The following is a 21009-nucleotide window of genomic DNA, read 5'->3' as shown; positions in this document are numbered from 1 at the left end:
CACTATTTATTCATTTTAATGGAATTGTCTTCCTCTATTCATTAATTGAGGCTAACTATTAAACATACTCACCTTAAAAACATTTTTTTCTATACATCTATAATTATTGGTGATATAATGCTTTTGTTTTATAGAAAGTAAAGTGAAGCTACCATCTCAAAAACGATTTTTTGAATGGCAGAAAAACAAGCCTTATTCTAAAAAGACTAAACTTTTTAGAGCAGGATTATATAAAACAAATTACACTAAATATTATGAAGAAGAAGGGGTGTATAGATTGTCCCAATACGAAACACCATTGTTTACCGCTTTAGTTGAGCACAGTAAGCGAAATCCAATTCAATTCCATATTCCTGGTCATAAAAAAGGACAGGGCATGGATCCTACATTTCGCGAATTTATTGGGCATAATGCATTAGCAATTGATTTAATTAATATTGCGCCACTCGATGATTTACATCATCCAAAAGGTATGATTAAAGAAGCACAGGATTTAGCAGCCGCTGCATTCGGTGCAGATCATACTTTCTTTTCTATTCAAGGTACAAGTGGTGCTATTATGACAATGGTGATGAGCGTTTGCGGTCCTGGTGACAAAATCCTAGTACCACGAAACGTGCATAAGTCAGTAATGTCAGCTATTATTTTCTCAGGCGCAAAACCGATTTTCATGCATCCTGAAATCGATCCGAAGCTCGGTATTTCTCATGGAATCACAATTCAATCTGTCAAAAAAGCACTTGAAGAGCACTCAGATGCAAAGGGCTTACTTGTTATTAACCCAACGTACTTTGGGTTTGCTGCAGACTTAGAACAGATTGTACAATTAGCACATTCTTATGACATCCCTGTACTAGTCGACGAGGCTCATGGTGTTCATATTCATTTTCACGATGAATTACCCATGTCAGCGATGCAAGCTGGTGCAGATATGGCAGCAACAAGTGTTCACAAATTAGGAGGCTCTTTAACTCAAAGTTCTATTCTTAATGTGAAAGAAGGCTTAGTGAATGTAAAGCATGTCCAATCTATTATTAGCATGCTTACGACTACATCAACTTCTTACATCTTGTTAGCATCCCTTGATGTTGCGAGAAAACGTCTTGCTACAGAAGGAACAGCACTCATAGAACAAACAATACAATTAGCTGAACATGTTCGTGATGCTATAAATTCTATTGAGCATCTTTACTGTCCTGGAAAAGAAATGTTAGGTACAGATGCTACCTTTAACTATGATCCTACAAAGATAATTGTATCTGTAAAAGATTTAGGTATTACCGGCCACCAAGCTGAAGTATGGCTTAGAGAGCAATATAACATTGAAGTAGAACTCTCAGATCTATACAACATACTATGTCTTATCACTTTGGGAGATACAGAAAGTGATACAAATACACTTATTGCAGCTTTACACGATTTAGCAGCAACATTTAGAAATAGGGCAGATAAAGGTGTTCAAATACAAGTAGAGATTCCAGAAATTCCAGTGCTAGCACTTTCTCCTCGAGATGCTTTTTATTCGGAAACAGAAGTCATTCCATTTGAAAATGCAGCGGGTCGTATTATAGCTGATTTTGTTATGGTTTATCCGCCAGGGATTCCAATCTTTACTCCGGGGGAAATTATTACACAAGAAAACTTAGAGTATATTCGGAAAAACTTAGAAGCAGGTTTACCTGTACAAGGTCCTGAAGATATGACCTTACAAACATTACGTGTTATTAAAGAGTACAAGCCTATCAGTTGATAGGCTTTTTTTTCACCTTTTTTCCTTTTCTTCATACGATACTTAAGAATGTAACGTATAGGTGGGGATACTATTATGATTGTAATAGGCCGTTCTATTGTACATCCTTATATTACAAATGAATATGAGCCATTTGCAGCAGAGAAACAACAAATTTTATCAATAATGGCAGGAAATCAAGAAGTTTATTCCTTCCGAACAGCTGATGAACTCAGCTTTGATCTCAATTTACGAGTTAATATTATTATCTCTGCACTAGAGCTTTTTCAAAGTGGATTTCAGTTTCGCACATTTCAACAATCCTTTTGCAACCCCCAGTATTGGAAAAGAACATCCCTTGGAGGATTCGAGCTTCTTCCAAACATACCATCTTCTATTGCCATACAAGATATTTTTAAAAATGGAAAACTATATGGAACTGAATGCGCAACCGCTATGATCATTATTTTTTATAAAGCTTTACTATCATTGTATGAGGAAGAAACTTTCAATCGTCTATTTGCAAATCTTTTACTTTATACATGGGACTACGATCAAGATCTAAGGCTCATAACAAAAAACGGTGGCGATCTTGTTCCAGGTGACCTCGTTTACTTTAAAAACCCACAAGTGAATCCAGCTACAATTGAGTGGCAAGGAGAAAACACAATCTATTTAGGAAATTTCTTTTTTTACGGACATGGCGTGGGTGTAAAAACAAAAGAAGAAATTATTTATTCATTAAATGAACGAAGAGTCCCTTACGCTTTTATTTCAGCTTTCTTGACTGATACTATTACCCGTATCGATAGCCGTATAATGAGCCAATATGCTTCTTCTAGTACACCACATACATCCATAAGCTTTATTCCAATTAGAGATGATGCAATCGTTGCAACAGTTGGTCATACAACTACAATTTATTAAAAAAGCGCCTACACATGTAGGCGCTTTTTCTTATTATTAAGCTTTTGTATGTTCTTTATGGTCACATTCGCAATGAGATCCACATTTCCCGTATAGTACTGTTGATTTTTCATCTTCAAAATGTCCAATTGTTCCTTCACATACTTGGCATACGATTGTTCCCATTTTCATTTCCCCCTGAGTTTTAATAGTAATCTATTTATTTATCATTAAGCTTTCGCATCATCTTTTCTAGCACAGTCACAATTTGTTCCACATTTTCCGTAAAGTACCGTCGTTTTCTCATCTTCAAAATGTCCGATTGTTCCTTCACATACTTGGCATACGATTGTTCCCATTTTTCATTTCCCCCTAAGTTTATGGTCCTAAAAACTTTTAGCTGTCCATTTCCTATCAATTATTGGGCTTTTGTATGCTCTGTGTGATCACATCCGCAAGATCCACATTTCCCGTAAAGTACCGTTACTTTCTCATCTTCGAAGTGTGCAATTGTACCTTCACAATCTTGACATACGATTGTTCCCATTTTTCATTTCCCCCTAAGTTTATAATCCCAAAAACTTTTTGTAACCGCTTAACTTTCTGTCTTCATTTTAATATGTTATACTTTTTACGTCAATAGGTTTTTAGTATAACACATTAAATATTTTTAATTTAAATTAGTATGCGATATTAAAATAAAAAACAGCCATATTTATAAGTACGACTGTTTCACATTAATTATTCTTCATATTCCGCATGTAAAGAAGTTGACGGAACTAGAAATTTGAAAAACTGAGCTAACTCCTTTGCTTCCTCTTCTGATCCTAATTTAAAAATCTCCTGTATATATTGAATATTCTCTACATCATCTCGTCCGAGTAAAGTAGACCTTCCTGTTTGCATACAAACAATGAGTGGCTTTCCAAAAAACATATTTGTATAAATAACACCAAAATCATAACGTGTATCATGTGTCATAAACCCTAAAAATCGTACCTTCACACTTTCATGCTCATCATACAATTTTTCAAACATTGGTTTCCACCTTTCTACATCACGTTTCATTAATAGTATATTAAACAAAACATGTAATACTCCTTTTAATTGTCAAAAAATTCAGTAGGATGTAGAATGATAGTATTCTACTAAGCTAGGGGGAACTTATATGCAACACGCCTTTATTACGCTTGTACCGAAATCCAACCAACAATCAGTTTCAATAGATGATATAAAACAACTTTTTCATTATTATAAAACAGTTACTTCTAAAACTGGTGCCCAAATTAATTACACGTATACAAATACCGCTTTTCCTTATGAAATTTTAGATACATCTACAACAACATTAAAACTTCAATCCACTCACGACCGGTATGACTCAATTTATATTGGTGTTGGTATAGAAAATGAACAATCTTTCATCCAAGTTTCTTTACCACCTAATGCAACATTTGGTGACAAAGGGAAAGCAAATGAATTTTGCCGTTTTTTAGCGAAGAAATTAGAAGGAGAGTTACAATTATTTAATGGAAGAACAATGTATTTTTATAAACGCTAATTTAAAAAATAGATAATATGCTTAAAAATAATATACAATTCGAACATGTAAGAAATAAAGCTTGCTTTCTTACGTGCAATACAAAATATGCTATTACATAGGCTAAATATAGAAATACGAAAAAAAGAATAACTTTATAATGAAACTTATCACCATTCGATAATGTTAATACAGTGGAAAAGCCACTCCATAGTAGTAAATGATAAAATATAACATGTAATATTTTCATGGAACCTTCTCCTTTGACATGCTCTATTTTATTAATATATGGGGTTAAGTTTGAATCAATTACATATTATAGGATGATATATATTACCTTTGAAGTAAGTTAAGCCTGAATCATTTGTTAAAGTATTATATATTCATTCGACAAGTACGTTTAAAGACCTTGCAAGTCATTTGATGAAAATAAAAATAGCCCCTCTCTTACAATAAGAGAAGGGCTATTTACATTACTTAAATTATTTTACAATGTGAATTGGCATTCCAAGAGCAACTTCAGCTGCTTCCATTGTGATTTCACCTAATGTTGGGTGAGCATGGATTGTTTGAGCGATATCTTCAGCTGTCATTCCAGCTTCGATAGCTAAACCAATCTCAGAAATAATATCAGAAGCACCTGCACCTGCAACTTGAGCACCTACAAGAAGACCATCTTCTTTACGTGTTACAAGTTGTAGGAAACCGTCAGTGCTGTTTAATGATAATGCACGACCGTTAGCAGCGAATGGGAACTTAGATACAGTTACAGTCATTCCAGCTTCTTCAGCTTGTTTTTTAGTGTAACCAACAGATGCTAGTTCTGGATCAGTGAAGCATACTGCAGGAATTCCGATGTAATCGATAGCTGATGCATGGCCACTAATTGCTTCTACAGCTACTTTACCTTCGTAAGAAGCTTTGTGAGCTAATGGTGGTCCAGGAACGATATCACCGATTGCATAGATGTTTGGTACATTTGTACGACATTGCTCATCGATTTCGATGATGCCGCGGTCAGTCATTTTAACTCCAACTTGCTCAAGACCGATTTCTTGAGTGTTTGGACGACGACCTACAGTTACTAATACGTAATCTGCTTCTACAGTTTGGATTTCACCTTTAACTTCAAAGCTAACTTTTACGCCAGTTTCTGTTTCTTCAACGCCTTTAGCCATAGCTTTTGTATGGATATTTACGTTACCTTTTTTCTGTAGAGCACGTTTAACAACAGAGCTCATAGCTTTTTCGAAACCAGCTAAGATTTCGTCGCCAGCTTCTACTACAGTAACTTCTGTACCGAAGTTAGCATATGCAGTACCTAATTCCATACCGATGTAACCGCCGCCGATTACAACAAGTTTTTTAGGAATTTCAGGTAAGCTTAAAGCACCTGTAGAGTTGATAACACGTTTAGAGTATTTGAATCCTGGAATTTCGATTGGTGTAGAACCAGTTGCAAGAACAGCATTTTTAAACGTATAAGTTTGAGCTGCATCTTCAGTCATAACGCGTAATGTATTAGCATCTACGAAGTAAGCTTCACCGCGAATGATTTCAACTTTGTTACCTTTAAGAAGGCCTTCAACACCGCCAGTTAATTTCTTAACTACGCCGTTTTTCCATTCTTGAACTTTTGTAAAGTCAACTTTTACGTTTTCTGCAGTAATACCCATGTCATCAGAATGCATTGCATTCTCATAACGATGACCTGCATTGATTAACGCTTTTGAAGGAATACATCCAACGTTTAAGCATACGCCACCAAGGTTAGCTTTTTCAATGATTGCTACCTTTTGACCTAATTGTGCTGCACGAATTGCCGCAACGTATCCACCAGGACCTGCACCAACAACGACTGTATCTAATTCAATTGGGAAATCTCCTACTACCATTGTTATTACGCCTCCATTACTAATAATTGTGGGTCATTCAATAGACGTTTAATTTGGTTTAACGCTTTTTGAGCAGTTGCACCGTCAATTAAACGATGGTCAAAGCTTAGAGATAATGCTAATACTGGAGCTGCAACGATCTCACCGTTTTTCACAACTGGTTTTTCAGCGATACGGCCGATACCAAGGATTGCTACTTCTGGGTGGTTGATAACTGGAGTGAACCATTGTCCACCTGCAGAACCAATGTTTGTAATTGTGCAAGAAGCACCTTTCATTTCAGCTGGAGCTAGACGACCTTCACGTGCTTTACCAGCAAGATCATTGATCTCGTTAGAGATTGTGAAGATAGACTTACGATCTGTATCTTTAACAACTGGTACTAATAGACCTTTGTCTGTATCAGCTGCGATACCGATGTTGAAGTAATGTTTATGAACTACTTCTTGAGATGCATCGTCTAAAGAAGTGTTTAACATTGGGTATTCACGTAATGCAGATGTTAAAGCTTTAACAACGTACGGAAGGTAAGTTAATTTAATACCTTTGTCAGCTGCTACTGCTTTGAACTTCTTACGGTGAGCAACAAGTTCTGTTACATCTACTTCGTCCATTAATGTTACGTGAGGAGCTGTGTGTTTAGAGTTAACCATTGCTTTCGCAATCGCTTTACGGATACCACTCATTTTCTCACGAGTTTCTGGATATTCACCAGCTGGGATTGGTTGTGCTTTTGGTGCTTCTTCTTTCGCTGCTGCTGGAGTAGCTTCTACTGCTGCTGGAGCCTCAGTTGCTGCTACAGTTTGTCCACCATTTGCAAATGCATCGATGTCAGCTTTTACGATACGGCCATTCTTACCAGTACCAGCTACTTTATGAATGTCTACACCTTTTTCACGAGCGTATTTACGAACAGATGGCATAGCAATTACGCGCTCATTTACTACTTCTGCAGTTGCTGCTGGAGTAGCTTCCGCTGCTGGAGCTTCTACTGCTGCTTCTTCAGCTTTTGGAGCTTCATCATGATCGTCACCTTTAAATTTAAGGTTTTCGTATCCAGGAGCATCAAATTTAATTAATGTATCTCCTACGATTGCAACTGTTCCTTCTTCTACAAGTACTTCAAGTACTTTACCTTTAACAGGAGAAGGGATTTCTACTACTGCTTTATCATTTTGTACTTCAAGAAGTACATCGTCTTCGTTTACTTCATCGCCTGGTTTAATAAACCATTTTACGATTTCACCTTCGTGGATACCTTCACCGATATCTGGTAGTTTAAATTCAAATGCCACGGAATTCAGCCCCCTGATTCATTTCATTATTATGGAATATGTACAAAAGAAACCAGCATGTGCTGATTTCTTTTGCACATGAAAAGCTAAAAATTAGAAGTTCATTACTTTGTTTACAGCTTCAACAATATCTTTGTGGTTTGGTAACCATACGCTCTCTGCTTGAGAGAATGGGAATACTGTATCAGCAGCTGCAACACGTACAACTGGAGCTTCTAAGTTTAAGATTGCACGGTCGTTAATTTCCGCTACAACGTTAGCTGCAATACCAGCTTGTTTTTGAGCTTCTTGAACTACAACTACGCGACCTGTTTTTTCAACAGAAGCGATGATTGTTTCGATATCTAATGGTTGAACTGTACGTAAGTCAACAACCTCTAAAGAGATACCTTCTTTTTCAAGTTCTTCAGCAGCTTTTAATGCAGCGTGAACCATAGCACCGTAAGCGATAACAGATACATCTGTACCTTCACGTTTGATATCAGCTTTACCTAAATCAATTGTGTAATCACCTTCTGGTACCTCTTGACGGAATGAACGGTACAATTTCATATGCTCTAAGTAGATAACTGGATCGTTGTCACGAATCGCAGAGATTAAAAGACCTTTAGCATCGTATGGAGTAGATGGAATAACAACTTTTAGACCCGGTTGTTGAGCCACTAATCCTTCTAAGCTATCAGCATGTAGTTCAGGAGTATGAACACCACCACCGAATGGAGAACGAACTGTTACTGGAGCAGTCCAACGTCCACCAGAACGGTAACGCATACGAGCTAATTGACCAGAAATTGAATCCATTACTTCATAAACGAAACCGAAGAATTGGATTTCTGGAACTGGACGGAATCCTTCAAGTGCAAGACCAACTGCAAGTCCACCAATACCAGACTCTGCAAGTGGAGTATCCATTACACGATCTTCACCAAATTCAGCTTGTAAACCTTCAGTAGCACGGAATACACCGCCGTTTACACCAACGTCTTCACCAAATACAAGTACGTTAGGGTCATTTTTCATTTCAACGCGTAAAGCATCAGTGATTGCTTGAATCATTGTCATTTGAGCCATGGCTTACTTCGACTCCTTTTCTTTGTAGATTTCATATTGTTCAGCTAAGTTGTAAGGCATTTTTTCGTACATGATTTCCATTAAATCAGTTACTTTTTGTTTTGGAGCTTGGTCAGCCTTAGCAATTGCTTGTTTGATATCTTCTTTTGCTTCTTCGATTACTGTCTCTTCAACTTCTTGAGACCATAGGCCTTTAGCTTCTAAGAACTTACGGAAGCGTACGATTGGGTCTTTTTGTTCCCATTCGTTTTCGATATCTTTTGTACGGTAACGAGTTGGGTCATCACCAGCCATTGTATGTGGACCGTAACGGAATGTTAAAGTCTCGATTAAAGTAGGGCCTTCGCCATTTACTGCGCGCTCACGAGCAAAAGCAGTTGCTGCGTATACAGCTAATGGATCCATACCGTCTACTTGAATTCCGTAAATACCTGCTGCTACTGCTTTTTGTGCTACAGTTTTAGCTGCAGATTGCTTTTCTACTGGAGTAGAGATTGCATAACGGTTGTTTTGAACAACGAAGATTGCTGGAGCTTTGAATGCACCTGCAAAGTTCATACCTTCGTAGAAGTCACCTTGTGAAGCACCACCGTCACCAGTGTAAGTAATTGCAACAGATTTTTTACCACGTAGTTTCATACCTAACGCAACACCAGCAGTTTGGATGATTTGCGCACCGATAATGATTTGTGGAGCTAATGCATTTACATTCTCAGGCATTTGGTTACCCATGAAGTGTCCACGAGAGAATAGGAATGCTTGGTATAATGGTAATCCGTGCCATACTAATTGTGGTACATCACGGTATCCTGGTAAGATAAAGTCTTCTGCTTCAAGTGCGAAATGACTTGCTAATTGAGAAGCTTCTTGTCCAGCTGTAGGTGCGTAGAAACCTAAACGTCCTTGACGGTTTAAAGAAATAGAACGTTGATCTAATACGCGAGTATACACCATACGACGCATTAATTCTTTTAATTGATCATCAGATAATTCAGGCATAGCTGCTTCATTCACAACTTCACCGTTTTCATTTAAAATTTGTAATGTTTCAAATTGAGCTGCGATAGCTTTCATTTGCTCATCAACATTAAATAGGGTCTTTTTTGTTTTAGTACCCATTCCGTTCACCTCTTCCTCTCTTGAACCATATTCTGAAACGCTTTCACTGGCTATTTTCCAGTTTAAAAAGCGCAACGATGTAAACCAACATGTTTGTATGTCGGTTGAGAATAATTTTGTGTACCTAACAATCTGTACTAATGTTTTTTCAGAAACATATTAATACAATCTTGATCACGTTTTTTAGTTTACAACTATTCTAATTACGATGTCAATTACTTTGAATACGTTTTTTTATAAATAATATGCAGGTTTCTACTACACAAACGTGTTTTTATTTTTTACATCTGTATTAGTAAGCATTGACCTACTGTTATATTATTCCCTTTTTCACTTATTTTTTCTCTTAGAATAATATGTAAACGATTTAATTCTCTTTAGTTTTTCTCTCTTCGTAACAAAAATATACAAACTACTCTTCCTTTTTTAGGTAAATACCTATACATTTCTACCCTCTCTTCCATACATTATAGTAACCGCAGTATTAGCGGGAAATAATAAAGGAGGTCATCTCATGTACGGATACTCATATTGCTATCCAACTTGTTCATATCCTTCCTATGGTTATGGCGGTTCTTGTGGCGGGTCTGGACGCGGCTTCGCCTTAATCGTTGTGTTGTTTATTCTTTTAATTATCGTTGGTGCTGCTTGCATTCGCTAATGTAAAACGAAACAACTATGGAAAGAAAAAGACGGCTTTGCCGTCTTTTTCTGTTTATCACATACATAACTACTCTATAATAGAACAATTTCCAAAATGCCTTCCCTTTCTTGCCGATGACTTTTTCCATCTCCTTTGGTAGACTAAAGAGGAAAGGAGAGATTACATATGCTTACAATGAAAGATGTTATTCGCGAAGGAGATCCTATTTTGCGTAACGTTGCAGAAGAGGTGTCATTACCGGCAAGCGAAGAAGATACAACTACCTTAAAAGAAATGATTGAATTCGTAATAAATAGCCAAGATCCTGAAATGGCTGAAAAATATAGTTTACGCCCTGGAATCGGATTAGCGGCTCCGCAAATCGGTGTTTCAAAAAAAATGATTGCAGTTCATGTAACCGATGCGGATGGTACATTATATAGCCATGCATTATTCAATCCAAAAATCATTAGCCATTCTGTTGAACGTACATATTTACAGGGTGGTGAAGGCTGTCTATCTGTAGACCGCGAAGTACCTGGTTATGTTCCTCGTTATACAAGAATTACAGTAAAAGCAACTTCTATTAACGGAGAAGAAGTAAAATTACGTTTAAAAGGTTTACCAGCAATCGTATTCCAACACGAGATTGATCATTTAAATGGCGTTATGTTCTATGACCATATCAATAAAGAAAATCCTTTTGCCGCTCCTGATGATTCCAAACCTCTAGAGCGATAATAATAAAAAGGCGGAAGTTAATCTTCCGCCTTTTTATTATGAAATGGGTTCCATATTCACTTATAGCAATCCAGCCCACTTTAGTCCATGATATATACCGTCTTCATTAACATCCTTTGTCACATGATTTGCAAGTTTTTTCAAGTCTTCATGGCCATTTCCCATCACAATACCTGTGCCAACGGCTTCGATCATTTCTAAATCATTTAAGCCATCTCCAAATGCATACACTTGATCACGATTAAAACCTAACTTTTCAATGTATTTCTCAATTCCTTTTGCCTTAGAACCACCATTCGGAATGATATCCATTGAATATGCATGCCAACGAATAAAATGAAAATCTGGATAATGATTAATAAACTTTTCCTCTTCATTTACTTCACAAAAAAGTAGTGTTTGATAAATATTACGTTCCTCATAAAAATTAGGCTCATATGCTGGATGCTCAAAGTTTAAGCTTCCAAAGCCTTCTTTCACATAATCATGATATTCCACTGATGCTCTCATATCTTGATGGTCAAGATATACAAGTGGATATCCTTCTTGTTTTGCAAACTGAGTAAACCTATGTAAAGCATCTGGATGTAACGGATTATTAAATATTACCTCATCTTCAAAGACAACATATTGCCCATTAAAACTAACATAATTATGTATATCAAGTTCCCTGCGAATATCTTCGAACATAAATGGCGCGCGCCCTGTCGCAATTGCTACATGTACACCTTTTTCTTGTAACTGTTTTACTGCATCTCGTGTAGATTGCGGAATTTTTTTATCATGATCTAATAATGTTCCATCAATATCAAAAAAGACAATTTTATCATTCATTTGTCAAAATCCTTTCTGGCACTCTATATTCCTATTTTGAATATCACTTTTCAAATTCTAAAAAAAAGTATAACATATTAAACATCTGTGAAGAAAGCGTTCCCTTTCTGACCTTATTTATAAACTTTGCATATATATATTAGTAAAACATGTGGATACTTGTTCGGATGAATTTTCTTTTCCATTCTTCCTCATACTATACCTATAACTAACGGCTACTAATCTTTACTATAGAATAACTTTCACTGTATGGGAAAGGACAAGATTCACCCTTCACTTTTGTCCTATCTCTTATATCAGAGATAGAGTTTTCACTAGTAATAGGCATGTTTAAAATAAGGAAAGGAAGGAGTAATCATGCTGAAGAAGCTGAAGAAAAAGCTCAAGCGTTATTTAAACGGTCTAGTCCGTAAAAAGACAATCGCTTAAATTGTGCCCATTTCGGGCTTTTTCTTCATTCTCATTCGAAAAAACATGAAAATCGTGACTGTTTGCTTTATAATAAGTAACAGATAATGCAAAACATAGACAAGGAGAGGTTTTCCAAATGATTTTTAAAGTATTTTATCAAGAAAAATTAACTGAGGTTCCAGTACGTGAAAATACAAAAGTTTTATATTTAGAGGCTACGTCTGAAAAGGATGTTCGTACAAAATTAAATAAGTTCGCATATAATATCGAGTTTGTTCAGTCTGTTACTGGCGCTCATCTTGAATATGAAAAAGAAAACGCTGATTTAACATTAGCGGAAATCGTATAGCGATATGAAATTTCTAAAAAACGACCAAGTTGCTGTATTTGCTCTCGGTGGGCTTGGTGAAATCGGTAAAAATACATACGCTGTTCAATTTCAAGATGAAATTATTATAATTGATGCTGGAATTAAATTTCCAGAGGACGAACTTCTCGGAATCGATTATGTAATACCAGACTACACTTATTTTGTGCGAAACGAAGATAAAATTAAAGGGTTATTCATTACACATGGTCACGAAGATCATATCGGCGGAATCCCTTACCTATTACGTCAAGTGAACATTCCAATTTACGGCGGAAAATTAGCAATTGCACTCATCAAAAACAAATTAGAAGAACACGGCTTACTTCGTAAAGCAAAACTTTACGAGATTCAAGAAGATGACGTTATTAAATTCAAAAAAACGTCTGTATCCTTCTTCCGTACAACTCACAGTATTCCAGATTCGTACGGCGTTGTTGTGAAAACACCTCAAGGTCAAGTTGTTCATACAGGTGACTTCAAATTTGACTTCACACCAGTTGGTGAACCAGCTGATTTAACAAAAATGGCTGAAATCGGTAAAGATGGCGTACTATGTCTATTATCTGATAGTACGAACAGTGAAGTTCCAAACTTTACTATGTCTGAGCGTCGCGTTGGTGATAGCATTCAAGACATTTTCCGTAAAGTAGAAGGACGGATTATATTCGCAACCTTTGCATCAAATATCCACCGCTTACAACAAGTTGTTGAAGCTGCTGTTGAAAACAACCGTAAAGTAGCTGTGTTTGGTCGAAGTATGGAAGCAGCGATTGAAATTGGACAAAACCTTGGTTATATTCGTTGCCCGAAAGATACATTCATAGATGCATCTCAACTAAACCGCTTACCAGCTAATAAAGTTGTTATTTTATGTACAGGTAGTCAAGGTGAACCGATGGCAGCACTTTCACGTATTGCAAATGGTACACACCGCCAAATTCAAATTATTCCTGGAGATACAGTTGTTTTCTCTTCTTCACCAATTCCAGGAAATACAATTAGCGTAAGTCGTACAATTAACATGTTGTACCGCGCTGGCGCTGATGTAATTCACGGGAAACTTTCAAATATCCATACAAGTGGACACGGTGGACAAGAAGAACAAAAGTTAATGTTACGTCTAATTAAACCGAAGTACTTCATGCCAATTCATGGTGAATATCGTATGCAGCGTATGCACATGAACATAGCAAATGATTGTGGCATCCCTGAAGAAAATTGCTTCATTATGGATAATGGTGATGTTCTTGCTTTACGTTCGGATGAAGCTAGCGTAGCTGGAAAAATCCCATCTGGTTCGGTCTACATTGATGGAAACGGTATTGGAGATATTGGCAATATCGTATTACGCGATCGTCGTATCCTTTCTGAAGAAGGACTTGTAATTGTAGTTGTAAGCATTGATATGAAAGAATTTAAAGTTGCAGCAGGACCTGATATCATCTCACGCGGTTTCGTTTACATGCGTGAAAGCAGCGATTTAATCAATGATGCACAAACATTAATTACAACTCATTTAGAAAAAGTAATGGAGCGTAAAACAACACAATGGTCTGAAATTAAAAATGAAATTACAGACACATTAGCCCCATTCCTATATGAGAAAACGAAACGTCGTCCAATGATTTTACCAATCATTATGGAAATATAAGAAAAAGGACAATGCCATGAAGGCATTGTCCTTTTCTTTTCTCTTATCTTAAAAAGTGTTTAAATCGATCCACTTCATCGTCATGACCAATGACAATTAATATATCTCCTGCTTGAATATTCTCCGTAGCTCGAGGGGATACGATAACTTCTTTGCCTCGTTTAATTGCTACAATATTCAATCCAAACTTCGCACGAATATCTAATTCAATTAAAGAGTGCCCATCAATTTTTTTATTCGCAATAATCTCTACAATACTATGCTCATCTGAAAGCTCAAGGTAGTCTAGCACATTGCTTGATGCAATATTATTAGCAATCCTTTTTCCCATATCACGTTCTGGATGCACAATATGATCTGCACCTATTTTACTTAACACTTTTTCATGATAATCATTTTGAGCTTTTACAGTAATATTTTTTACACCCAACTCTTTCAAAATCAAAGTCGTTAAAATACTTGAATTTAAATTATCTCCAATAGCAACGACTACGTGATCAAAATTTCGAATACCAAGGCTTTTTAATACCATCTCATCTGTTGAATCTGCAATTACAGCATGCGAAGCTATATTTGCAAATTCATTAATTTTATCCTCATCTGAATCGATTGCCATTACTTCCATACCTAATTGAGCTAGTTCTCGGCAAATACTTCCACCAAAGCGACCAAGTCCAATGACAGCAAATTCTTTTTCTTTCTCACCCACAAGAATTCCTCCAATAACTTCAAGTACTATTTATTTTCAGTGTAACACACTTTATATGCGTCACAAAAACTATGATTAGCTCTTATTTTTGTTTTTGTATATAAAAATATTGTTGCAAGTAAAAAGCGATACCAACAAGTAGCATAGCAAATACAAATATATTTCCAAAAGAACTAAATGTTTCAAAAACGAATAATAATGTTTCTTGACCAAAAAAGGCAAATAGAAGCTGTGTGAATGCAAATAACAACGCCCATATGTAATGATGTTGATGGAATAAATAATGCGTTGCACCTAAAAAAGCAATAAACGAAAAGATAAAGATCCACCAATTTTCTAAAAATAGTTGCCAATTAGAAAATTGATATCCATTTACTAATATCGCAATAAGCGCGATAACTGCCATCGTCGGCACACTCCAAAATAATGCCCGTCCTCTAAAGAAACGAGTGCCTTTAACATCTCCTTTTTCATGTGCAATATATGTTAGTACTACTGTGCTTATATACAAAACAGAAAGAATTGTTAAAACGATAATAAGCCAAAAATGTAATTGATAATATTCATGCTCTATATTTGTCACGATTGCAGCTAACATGCACGGAATTAACATTCCCGTCCAACCATCTACTTTTCTTTCATTCCAAAAGACCGTATTACCAATCCTTATTCCTAACAACATAAAAATAATGATACCCAATACAAATAACGTAGTTTTATTCCCTACTAAACTCGTTGAGAAAGCAATTAATCCAATAAATAAAAAGAGCACAAACCCATTCATAATTTCTAGTACAGGTGATAAATATCTCTTCACCCATTTGTATGTTTCATCATATTCATTATTATCTACTAGACGATAGGCATAAAAACTTATCCCAAAATAAACCGCCGCAATAATAACATACGCATATAAGACGAAACATAAAATCGCACTGCTAATTTGCACGTAATTCCCCACCCTTTTTTCTATGTTTCACATTGATTTTACACACTTTTCATACTAAAAGTAAACATATATAAGTTAGTCAAATAATTAATAATGAGCAGTGGCTAAACCCCCTGCTCATTATTAAAACAGTACAATTAACTTTAATTCTTCCATTTGTATGTAAATGTCTAAAATCAATCTATACGAGCGTTACTTACACCTCAGAACAAAAAGTTTTTTGGAACCTTCAAGAGAGCGGAAGTTTTATTTTCTATTCCCTTTCCACTTTACATATTGGCTTAAAAATGTGATTGCCTTTTCAATCACTTCTTCGTCTGGTTTTAATTTTGCATGATGTAAACCATATTCTGAATTTACTCCAAGCCAAAACATAAATCCAGGGATTTCTCGAAGCATATAACCAAAATCTTCACCCGTCATTGCCTCAGTGCATGTAATAACATTCATATCAGTTTGTTTATGTACAAATTCCATAAACTCTCTCGTTAACTCTTCATGGTTATATACTTGATGATACATTGCTCCGTAATCTATAATCGCCTCACACTGGAAAGAAGCTTCGATACCTGCAACAATTGACTCAATTCTGCTTTTCACACGCTTCATTGATTCCACTGATAATGTTCGAATCGTTCCTTCTAAACGAGATTTTTCTGCAATAATATTTTGAACCGTACCACCTGTAATTTTCCCGATTGTAATTACTGCACTATCAAGAGGATTGACATTGCGACTAATAACGGATTGAAGCTGTGTAACAAGGTGACTCGCTGCAACAATCATGTCATTTGCAGTATGCGGATAGGCAGCATGGCCACCTTTCCCTTTTAAATCAATATATAATTCTGAAGTATTGGCAAATAACAGTCCTTCTTTCGTTGCAATTGTCCCCACAGCGTATTCTGGTGCAATATGAAGACCAAGAATTATATTTGGTTTCCATTCTTTTAACTCTTCACTTTCTAACATAGGAAGAGCACCGCCTGGTCCTTCTTCTGCTGGCTGGAATAGAAATACAAGGTCATCATCTATTCTTTCGCTCACAGCTTTCGTTAGAAGGCCTAAACCGATTGTTGTATGTACATCATGGCCACATGCATGCATCATTCCCTCATGAATAGAAGCAAACTCGTATCCAGTTTCCTCTGTAATTGGTAAACCGTCTATATCTGCACGATAACCTATTATTTTTTCGGGATTTTTTCCATTTACTTTAACGATTACACCCGTTTTCCATGTCTTCACTTCCACAAATTCATGAGAAAGTGTTTCTATATAATTTAAAATATACTGTTGTGTTTTCCATTCCTTAAATCCAATTTCCGGAATTCTATGTAGATCTCTACGAATTTGGATAAATTTGCTTACTGTCATTTTTGCACCTCTATCTATAAAAAGCGTAAGAGCCCATTTACGCTCTTACGCTTTTTTTACTTTTTATTTCTCTGGGTTTAATTGACGAAGCTCTTGTTTAATTTCTGTTTTTGCTTTTGTCTTCTCATCAATTTCTTTAATTACACGTGCTGGAGTACCTGCAACAACTGTGTATGGAGGCACATCTTCTGTTACAACAGCTCCTGCTGCTACAACTGCACCTTTCCCTACTGTAACACCCTCTAAAACAACCACGTTTGCACCGATTACTACATCATCTTCAACGATAACTGGTTTTGCAGAAGGTGGCTCAATAACACCTGCAAGTACAGCACCCGCACCTACGTGACAGTTTTTACCGACTGTTGCACGTCCACCAAGTACTGCGTTCATGTCGATCATAGAACCTTCACCAATTACAGCACCAATGTTAATTGTTGCATTCATCATAATTACAGCGTTGTCACCAATTTCAACATGGTCACGAATAATAGCACCTGGCTCGATGCGAGCTTTAATACCTTTTAAATCAAGCATCGGGATTGCAGAATTACGACGATCGTTTTCTACAACGTAGTCAACGATGTGATTATTATTCTCATCAAGAATTGTCTTAATTTCAGACCATTCTCCGAATAATACACCTGACTTTTTATTCACAAATGCTTGTACTGTTTCAGGGAATGTTACTTCTTTTAAATCCCCTTTTATGTATACCTTTACAGGAGTTTTCTTTTCACTTTTTTGAATAAACGAAATAATTTCGTTAGCGTCCATCATTTTCATTCTTGTTGCCTCCTAAATCCATTTATAATGTTACTCTACCAAACGAAAGAGCGAGTAGCAAGATAATAATCTTATTTTTCCCTTTGAATTTCTTCTATAATTTCTAAAAATGCTTGTACTTGCTTCAACTGCTTTGCCGAGTCACTTGTTAACAACCATGTTTCTCTCGTCAGTTGAACAGGTGTTTTATACATATTTTCCTGTACTTCCTTTAAAACAGTAGAAGGTAAAAGGGCATAACCTATACCATTTAAAACAAGTTGTTTACATGTTTCAATTTGGTCAACTACAATCGTTCGCTTAGGCGGATTAGAAAATAAACCATACCACCAATTTTGTATTTGTCCATAATAAGTCGAATCACTTTTAAATTGAATGAACGGCCTATTTGTTTCTTTTAACATCGAAATATCTTTTATTTCTTTATCAACTAAATACAGTTCATCTTCAAATAATTGTTGCTTCTGACCTTTATATTCTTGTGTTCCCCTCAGTATAGCAACATGAACGTCTCCTTCATAAAACTGCTTTTGCACTTCACTACTCCATCCAGTAAACAGCGATATCTTGACAGAAGGATATTTATGCACAAACTTTTTCAAAACAGGAGGGAGCCAATATTGACCAATAACTGATGCAACAGCTATTTTTAACGTTCCATGAGTTTCCGTTCTGAAAACAGCTAGCTCACTTTTTATATCTTCTTCCCTTTGCAACATTTCTTTAGCATAATTTGCAACTTTTTCCCCTTCAGGTGTAATTGTCAATCCTTTTTGTGAGCGAATAAAAAACTTCATTCCCCATTGTTTCTCCATAGATTGTAATCGTTGACTCAGCGCAGGTTGGGAAACAAATAAACGTTCCGCCGCTTTTCTCATATTTGATTCCTGAGCTAACACAACCATCATTTGAAAATCATCAATTTGCAACTTTCTCCCTCTTTCCTTAGCTTCCATACACCTTATTTCAATAAGCTTTTCATCCTTAATTTACCCGAATGCTTTCATTCAGAAAATACAATTGTCCAGTGCAAACTTTCCTTATGTTTTATGTCTTTTTAAATATAATACATACACAAGTGATATGCACGAAAAAAAAGTGACTTCTTCGTTTCTATGAAGTCACTTTTCTTACGTTATCGATTATGTTGCCTTACTTTCTTATTCAACAATTTTAAAATAGCCCGACGTGTTAAAATCCCCTCAAAATAGCCTTCTTCATTAACAGCGCAAATAAAAGGATGATCAATTGTCATTTCTAAAGCTTTTGCAAATGAATCGTCTAATTTAAGAACAGGTATATCTTCCTTCATCACCTGCTCTACTTTCATATCATCGAGTCTTTCAAACTCAATACGCTCTAATCCTAACATACCATCTAATATCATGGCAGTACTAATTAAACCATGTAGTTTATACATTGGATCTAAGACAGGTATCGCCGAATATCCAGATTTCACAAGAACGAGTAAAGCATGTTCTAAACTATTTCCAATTTGGACATGAGCTACTTTTTCCGATGAAATCATTAAATCCTTCACAAGAATTTGTTGAAATTCGTCTTTCGGAATACTAATCATATTACATCCCCCATTTTCCCTTTTTCCTGCTTATGTTCACAACTCTATTCATATTTTATGACAGCGTTTTCATATTATTATTTTGTCCTAAATTTATTTCAATAAAAATACAATCACACAGCTATTTTAGCATATAGCACAAAAAAAAGACTACCATTCCGGTAGCGCTTAATACCCTTTATTTTTTAATCTGTAAAATAACCTTGTGATTTTTTTATATTGCATCACATCTGTCTGTTTCAAACCATTCTCAATATCTGTAAGTTCCACAGCTAAAATTTCACTTGCGTAATTTTGCTGAAATAAAATATCTAGTAGTAAACTTTCTTCTTCCTTCGTTAAAACAACTTCCCTTTGCATATACCCCTCTCCTTACACTCGCATCGTTACTCTTATTATATAAAAAATTCAACCTATTTAATAGATGTAATATTCAGTTTTTATCAAAAGATATGTAGCAATCGTATACATACAAAAAAATCATTTCGTATATCGATTTGCATAGCTAAACGCCGCATAAGCATCTGGCTTAATTTTTGCAGTTAATCCCATAGCTCGAATTTTTTCTGTCATATCTAAAATAAATTCTTTTGTTAAACCATCATTCCCAATGTCTAAATGAATTTCCATTATGAATCCAGCCCCATCTTGAGCATAAGGATGCAATAACTCCCATATTGTTTGTATATGAGTAGGCGTAAATAGACATGCGATTTCTTGACTAAACTGCGTTTCTAAATATATTTTCTCACGTAAGGTTGCCGGCTTATCTTTTACTGATCTATGGTGTAAACAGCCCCAGGCACCTTTTCCAACACGATGAATATGGATTGCTGTAATAAACCTCGTATCCTTTTGATGCGCTTGTGAGTCTGTCCCAATGGATAATCGATATAAATTTCGCGGATCCTTTTCAATGAAACTACAAATACGGTTAAAGACCATATCAAAATTTAAATGTCTCTCTGAAACATTGTAAAATTTATGTGCACCGTCCACAGAGTCACGTCCTTTCAATTAGACAGACTTTTCGTATTCTCATTGTATGGGACAAAAACTAAAATTATAACTTCCTATCCTTTATTCGTTTCAATATTTCGAATTACAAAGTGACAAACTTGGCACGTATAAATTACATTTTGATTAGATTGAGCCGTTAATACATGAATAATCTCAGCAGAACTTTGACAATTAGGACAAATCACAACTGGTAAACGTTCCATACGATAACCTCCTAGTTATATTTCTCCCGCTATTTGCAGAACCCAGCGATTGTGAGAAGTTTAGCTTCACATATTCACCCGGTTGACGGGACTCATTTTCCACATGGATAAGCAAACTTGCACGGATTAAAATTTCATTTTAATACCATTGTAGGAAAAATAAAAAACTTCTATACATTCC

26 protein-coding genes are annotated in these 21009 nt (G+C 35.8%); 7 read left to right on the top strand and 19 right to left on the bottom strand.

Features of this window, described 5'->3' with window-relative positions:
- The first annotated feature begins 277 nt into the window (after nucleotides 1–277).
- Together speA and ACTFR8_RS12895 are read left to right on the top strand one after the other, a co-directional pair.
- Nucleotides 278–1750 (top strand): arginine decarboxylase, encoded by a 1473-nt coding sequence (speA, locus tag ACTFR8_RS12900; RefSeq protein ID WP_000084897.1) that lies wholly within the window; start codon nucleotides 278–280, stop codon nucleotides 1748–1750.
- Between the two features lie 75 nt (nucleotides 1751–1825).
- Complete coding sequence (locus ACTFR8_RS12895) at nucleotides 1826–2656, top strand: protein-glutamine gamma-glutamyltransferase (protein ID WP_000635340.1); 831 nt, start codon at nucleotides 1826–1828, stop codon at nucleotides 2654–2656.
- A 36-nt stretch (nucleotides 2657–2692) separates the two neighbouring features.
- Here the strand turns inward: ACTFR8_RS12895 and ACTFR8_RS12890 are convergent, their stop codons facing one another.
- The 4 genes from ACTFR8_RS12890 to ACTFR8_RS12875 form a co-directional block, all read right to left on the bottom strand.
- Nucleotides 2693–2821, bottom strand: a complete 129-nt coding sequence (locus ACTFR8_RS12890; protein ID WP_000536796.1) for a GapA-binding peptide SR1P — start codon at nucleotides 2819–2821, stop codon at nucleotides 2693–2695.
- 44 nt (nucleotides 2822–2865) lie between these two features.
- Nucleotides 2866–2994 carry a GapA-binding peptide SR1P gene (locus ACTFR8_RS12885; protein WP_144607948.1) on the bottom strand — a complete coding sequence of 43 codons (129 nt, stop codon included), beginning with the start codon at nucleotides 2992–2994 and terminating at the stop codon, nucleotides 2866–2868.
- A gap of 59 nt (nucleotides 2995–3053) precedes the next feature.
- Nucleotides 3054–3182, bottom strand: coding sequence for a GapA-binding peptide SR1P (locus ACTFR8_RS12880; RefSeq protein ID WP_000536778.1), 129 nt, complete (start codon nucleotides 3180–3182; stop codon nucleotides 3054–3056).
- A gap of 194 nt (nucleotides 3183–3376) precedes the next feature.
- Nucleotides 3377–3673 carry a DUF3055 domain-containing protein gene (locus ACTFR8_RS12875; RefSeq protein ID WP_033683945.1) on the bottom strand — a complete coding sequence of 99 codons (297 nt, stop codon included), beginning with the start codon at nucleotides 3671–3673 and terminating at the stop codon, nucleotides 3377–3379.
- A 130-nt stretch (nucleotides 3674–3803) separates the two neighbouring features.
- On the opposite strand from ACTFR8_RS12875, the gene ACTFR8_RS12870 reads away from it, so the two are divergent.
- Nucleotides 3804–4196 (top strand): DUF1885 family protein, encoded by a 393-nt coding sequence (locus ACTFR8_RS12870; RefSeq protein WP_001163302.1) that lies wholly within the window; start codon nucleotides 3804–3806, stop codon nucleotides 4194–4196.
- Between the two features lies 1 nt (nucleotide 4197).
- On the opposite strand, the gene ACTFR8_RS12865 is transcribed toward ACTFR8_RS12870, so the two are convergent.
- The 5 genes from ACTFR8_RS12865 to pdhA form a co-directional block, all read right to left on the bottom strand.
- Entirely contained in the window at nucleotides 4198–4425 is a 228-nt protein-coding gene (locus ACTFR8_RS12865) for a hypothetical protein (RefSeq protein ID WP_100619300.1), read from the bottom strand.
- 232 nt (nucleotides 4426–4657) lie between these two features.
- Nucleotides 4658–6070 carry a dihydrolipoyl dehydrogenase gene (lpdA, locus tag ACTFR8_RS12860; RefSeq protein ID WP_000260104.1) on the bottom strand — a complete coding sequence of 471 codons (1413 nt, stop codon included), beginning with the start codon at nucleotides 6068–6070 and terminating at the stop codon, nucleotides 4658–4660.
- Nucleotides 6071–6075: 5 nt separating this feature from the next.
- On the bottom strand, nucleotides 6076–7365 hold the full coding sequence (gene pdhC / locus ACTFR8_RS12855) for a pyruvate dehydrogenase complex dihydrolipoyllysine-residue acetyltransferase (protein WP_000863419.1): 1290 nt from the start codon (nucleotides 7363–7365) through the stop codon (nucleotides 6076–6078).
- 93 nt (nucleotides 7366–7458) lie between these two features.
- A complete protein-coding gene (gene pdhB, locus ACTFR8_RS12850; protein WP_000068168.1) occupies nucleotides 7459–8436 on the bottom strand; it encodes a pyruvate dehydrogenase complex E1 component subunit beta in 978 nt (325 codons plus the stop codon).
- Between the two features lie 3 nt (nucleotides 8437–8439).
- Nucleotides 8440–9555 (bottom strand): pyruvate dehydrogenase E1 component subunit alpha, encoded by a 1116-nt coding sequence (gene pdhA / locus ACTFR8_RS12845; RefSeq protein WP_000536895.1) that lies wholly within the window; start codon nucleotides 9553–9555, stop codon nucleotides 8440–8442.
- 514 nt (nucleotides 9556–10069) lie between these two features.
- Here pdhA and ACTFR8_RS12840 point away from each other — a divergent pair.
- Complete coding sequence (locus ACTFR8_RS12840; protein WP_000274562.1) at nucleotides 10070–10216, top strand: YjcZ family sporulation protein; 147 nt, start codon at nucleotides 10070–10072, stop codon at nucleotides 10214–10216.
- Nucleotides 10217–10384: 168 nt separating this feature from the next.
- Nucleotides 10385–10939, top strand: a complete 555-nt coding sequence (gene def, locus ACTFR8_RS12835; RefSeq protein WP_000957048.1) for a peptide deformylase — start codon at nucleotides 10385–10387, stop codon at nucleotides 10937–10939.
- Nucleotides 10940–10999: 60 nt separating this feature from the next.
- Here def and ACTFR8_RS12830 read toward each other — a convergent pair whose 3' ends face one another.
- Complete coding sequence (locus tag ACTFR8_RS12830; protein ID WP_000998278.1) at nucleotides 11000–11773, bottom strand: Cof-type HAD-IIB family hydrolase; 774 nt, start codon at nucleotides 11771–11773, stop codon at nucleotides 11000–11002.
- Nucleotides 11774–12320: 547 nt separating this feature from the next.
- Here ACTFR8_RS12830 and ACTFR8_RS12825 point away from each other — a divergent pair.
- Together ACTFR8_RS12825 and rnjA are read left to right on the top strand one after the other, a co-directional pair.
- Nucleotides 12321–12533: a DNA-dependent RNA polymerase subunit epsilon gene (locus ACTFR8_RS12825; RefSeq protein ID WP_000576435.1), complete on the top strand. Its 213-nt coding sequence runs from the start codon at nucleotides 12321–12323 to the stop codon at nucleotides 12531–12533.
- A gap of 4 nt (nucleotides 12534–12537) precedes the next feature.
- Complete coding sequence (gene rnjA / locus ACTFR8_RS12820) at nucleotides 12538–14205, top strand: ribonuclease J1 (RefSeq protein ID WP_000670377.1); 1668 nt, start codon at nucleotides 12538–12540, stop codon at nucleotides 14203–14205.
- Between the two features lie 43 nt (nucleotides 14206–14248).
- Here rnjA and ACTFR8_RS12815 read toward each other — a convergent pair whose 3' ends face one another.
- The 9 genes from ACTFR8_RS12815 to ACTFR8_RS12775 all read right to left on the bottom strand — a co-directional run bounded on the left by ACTFR8_RS12815 (nucleotide 14249) and on the right by ACTFR8_RS12775 (nucleotide 20828).
- Nucleotides 14249–14914: a potassium channel family protein gene (locus ACTFR8_RS12815; RefSeq protein WP_000504032.1), complete on the bottom strand. Its 666-nt coding sequence runs from the start codon at nucleotides 14912–14914 to the stop codon at nucleotides 14249–14251.
- A gap of 82 nt (nucleotides 14915–14996) precedes the next feature.
- Nucleotides 14997–15863: a cytochrome c oxidase assembly protein gene (locus tag ACTFR8_RS12810; protein ID WP_001167321.1), complete on the bottom strand. Its 867-nt coding sequence runs from the start codon at nucleotides 15861–15863 to the stop codon at nucleotides 14997–14999.
- A gap of 246 nt (nucleotides 15864–16109) precedes the next feature.
- Nucleotides 16110–17240 carry an N-acetyldiaminopimelate deacetylase gene (locus ACTFR8_RS12805; protein ID WP_100619298.1) on the bottom strand — a complete coding sequence of 377 codons (1131 nt, stop codon included), beginning with the start codon at nucleotides 17238–17240 and terminating at the stop codon, nucleotides 16110–16112.
- A gap of 63 nt (nucleotides 17241–17303) precedes the next feature.
- A complete protein-coding gene (gene dapD, locus ACTFR8_RS12800; RefSeq protein WP_098910972.1) occupies nucleotides 17304–18026 on the bottom strand; it encodes a 2,3,4,5-tetrahydropyridine-2,6-dicarboxylate N-acetyltransferase in 723 nt (240 codons plus the stop codon).
- A gap of 71 nt (nucleotides 18027–18097) precedes the next feature.
- Nucleotides 18098–18982, bottom strand: coding sequence for a LysR family transcriptional regulator (locus ACTFR8_RS12795; protein WP_100619297.1), 885 nt, complete (start codon nucleotides 18980–18982; stop codon nucleotides 18098–18100).
- Between the two features lie 179 nt (nucleotides 18983–19161).
- On the bottom strand, nucleotides 19162–19605 hold the full coding sequence (gene cbpB, locus ACTFR8_RS12790; protein ID WP_000623579.1) for a cyclic-di-AMP-binding protein CbpB: 444 nt from the start codon (nucleotides 19603–19605) through the stop codon (nucleotides 19162–19164).
- Between the two features lie 168 nt (nucleotides 19606–19773).
- Nucleotides 19774–19965, bottom strand: a complete 192-nt coding sequence (abbA, locus tag ACTFR8_RS12785; protein WP_001188692.1) for an antirepressor AbbA — start codon at nucleotides 19963–19965, stop codon at nucleotides 19774–19776.
- 120 nt (nucleotides 19966–20085) lie between these two features.
- Nucleotides 20086–20604: a ribonuclease H-like YkuK family protein gene (locus ACTFR8_RS12780; protein WP_000348489.1), complete on the bottom strand. Its 519-nt coding sequence runs from the start codon at nucleotides 20602–20604 to the stop codon at nucleotides 20086–20088.
- Nucleotides 20605–20678: 74 nt separating this feature from the next.
- A complete protein-coding gene (locus tag ACTFR8_RS12775) occupies nucleotides 20679–20828 on the bottom strand; it encodes a hypothetical protein (RefSeq protein ID WP_000440540.1) in 150 nt (49 codons plus the stop codon).
- Nucleotides 20829–21009 lie beyond the last annotated feature (181 nt).

This window comes from Bacillus cereus group sp. MYBK15-3 (assembly GCF_051916765.1).
In the GTDB taxonomy this organism is placed as follows: domain Bacteria; phylum Bacillota; class Bacilli; order Bacillales; family Bacillaceae_G; genus Bacillus_A; species Bacillus_A cereus.
The sequence above is the reverse complement of the archived record's forward strand: the minus strand, read 5'-3'. Positions and strand labels throughout refer to the sequence as shown.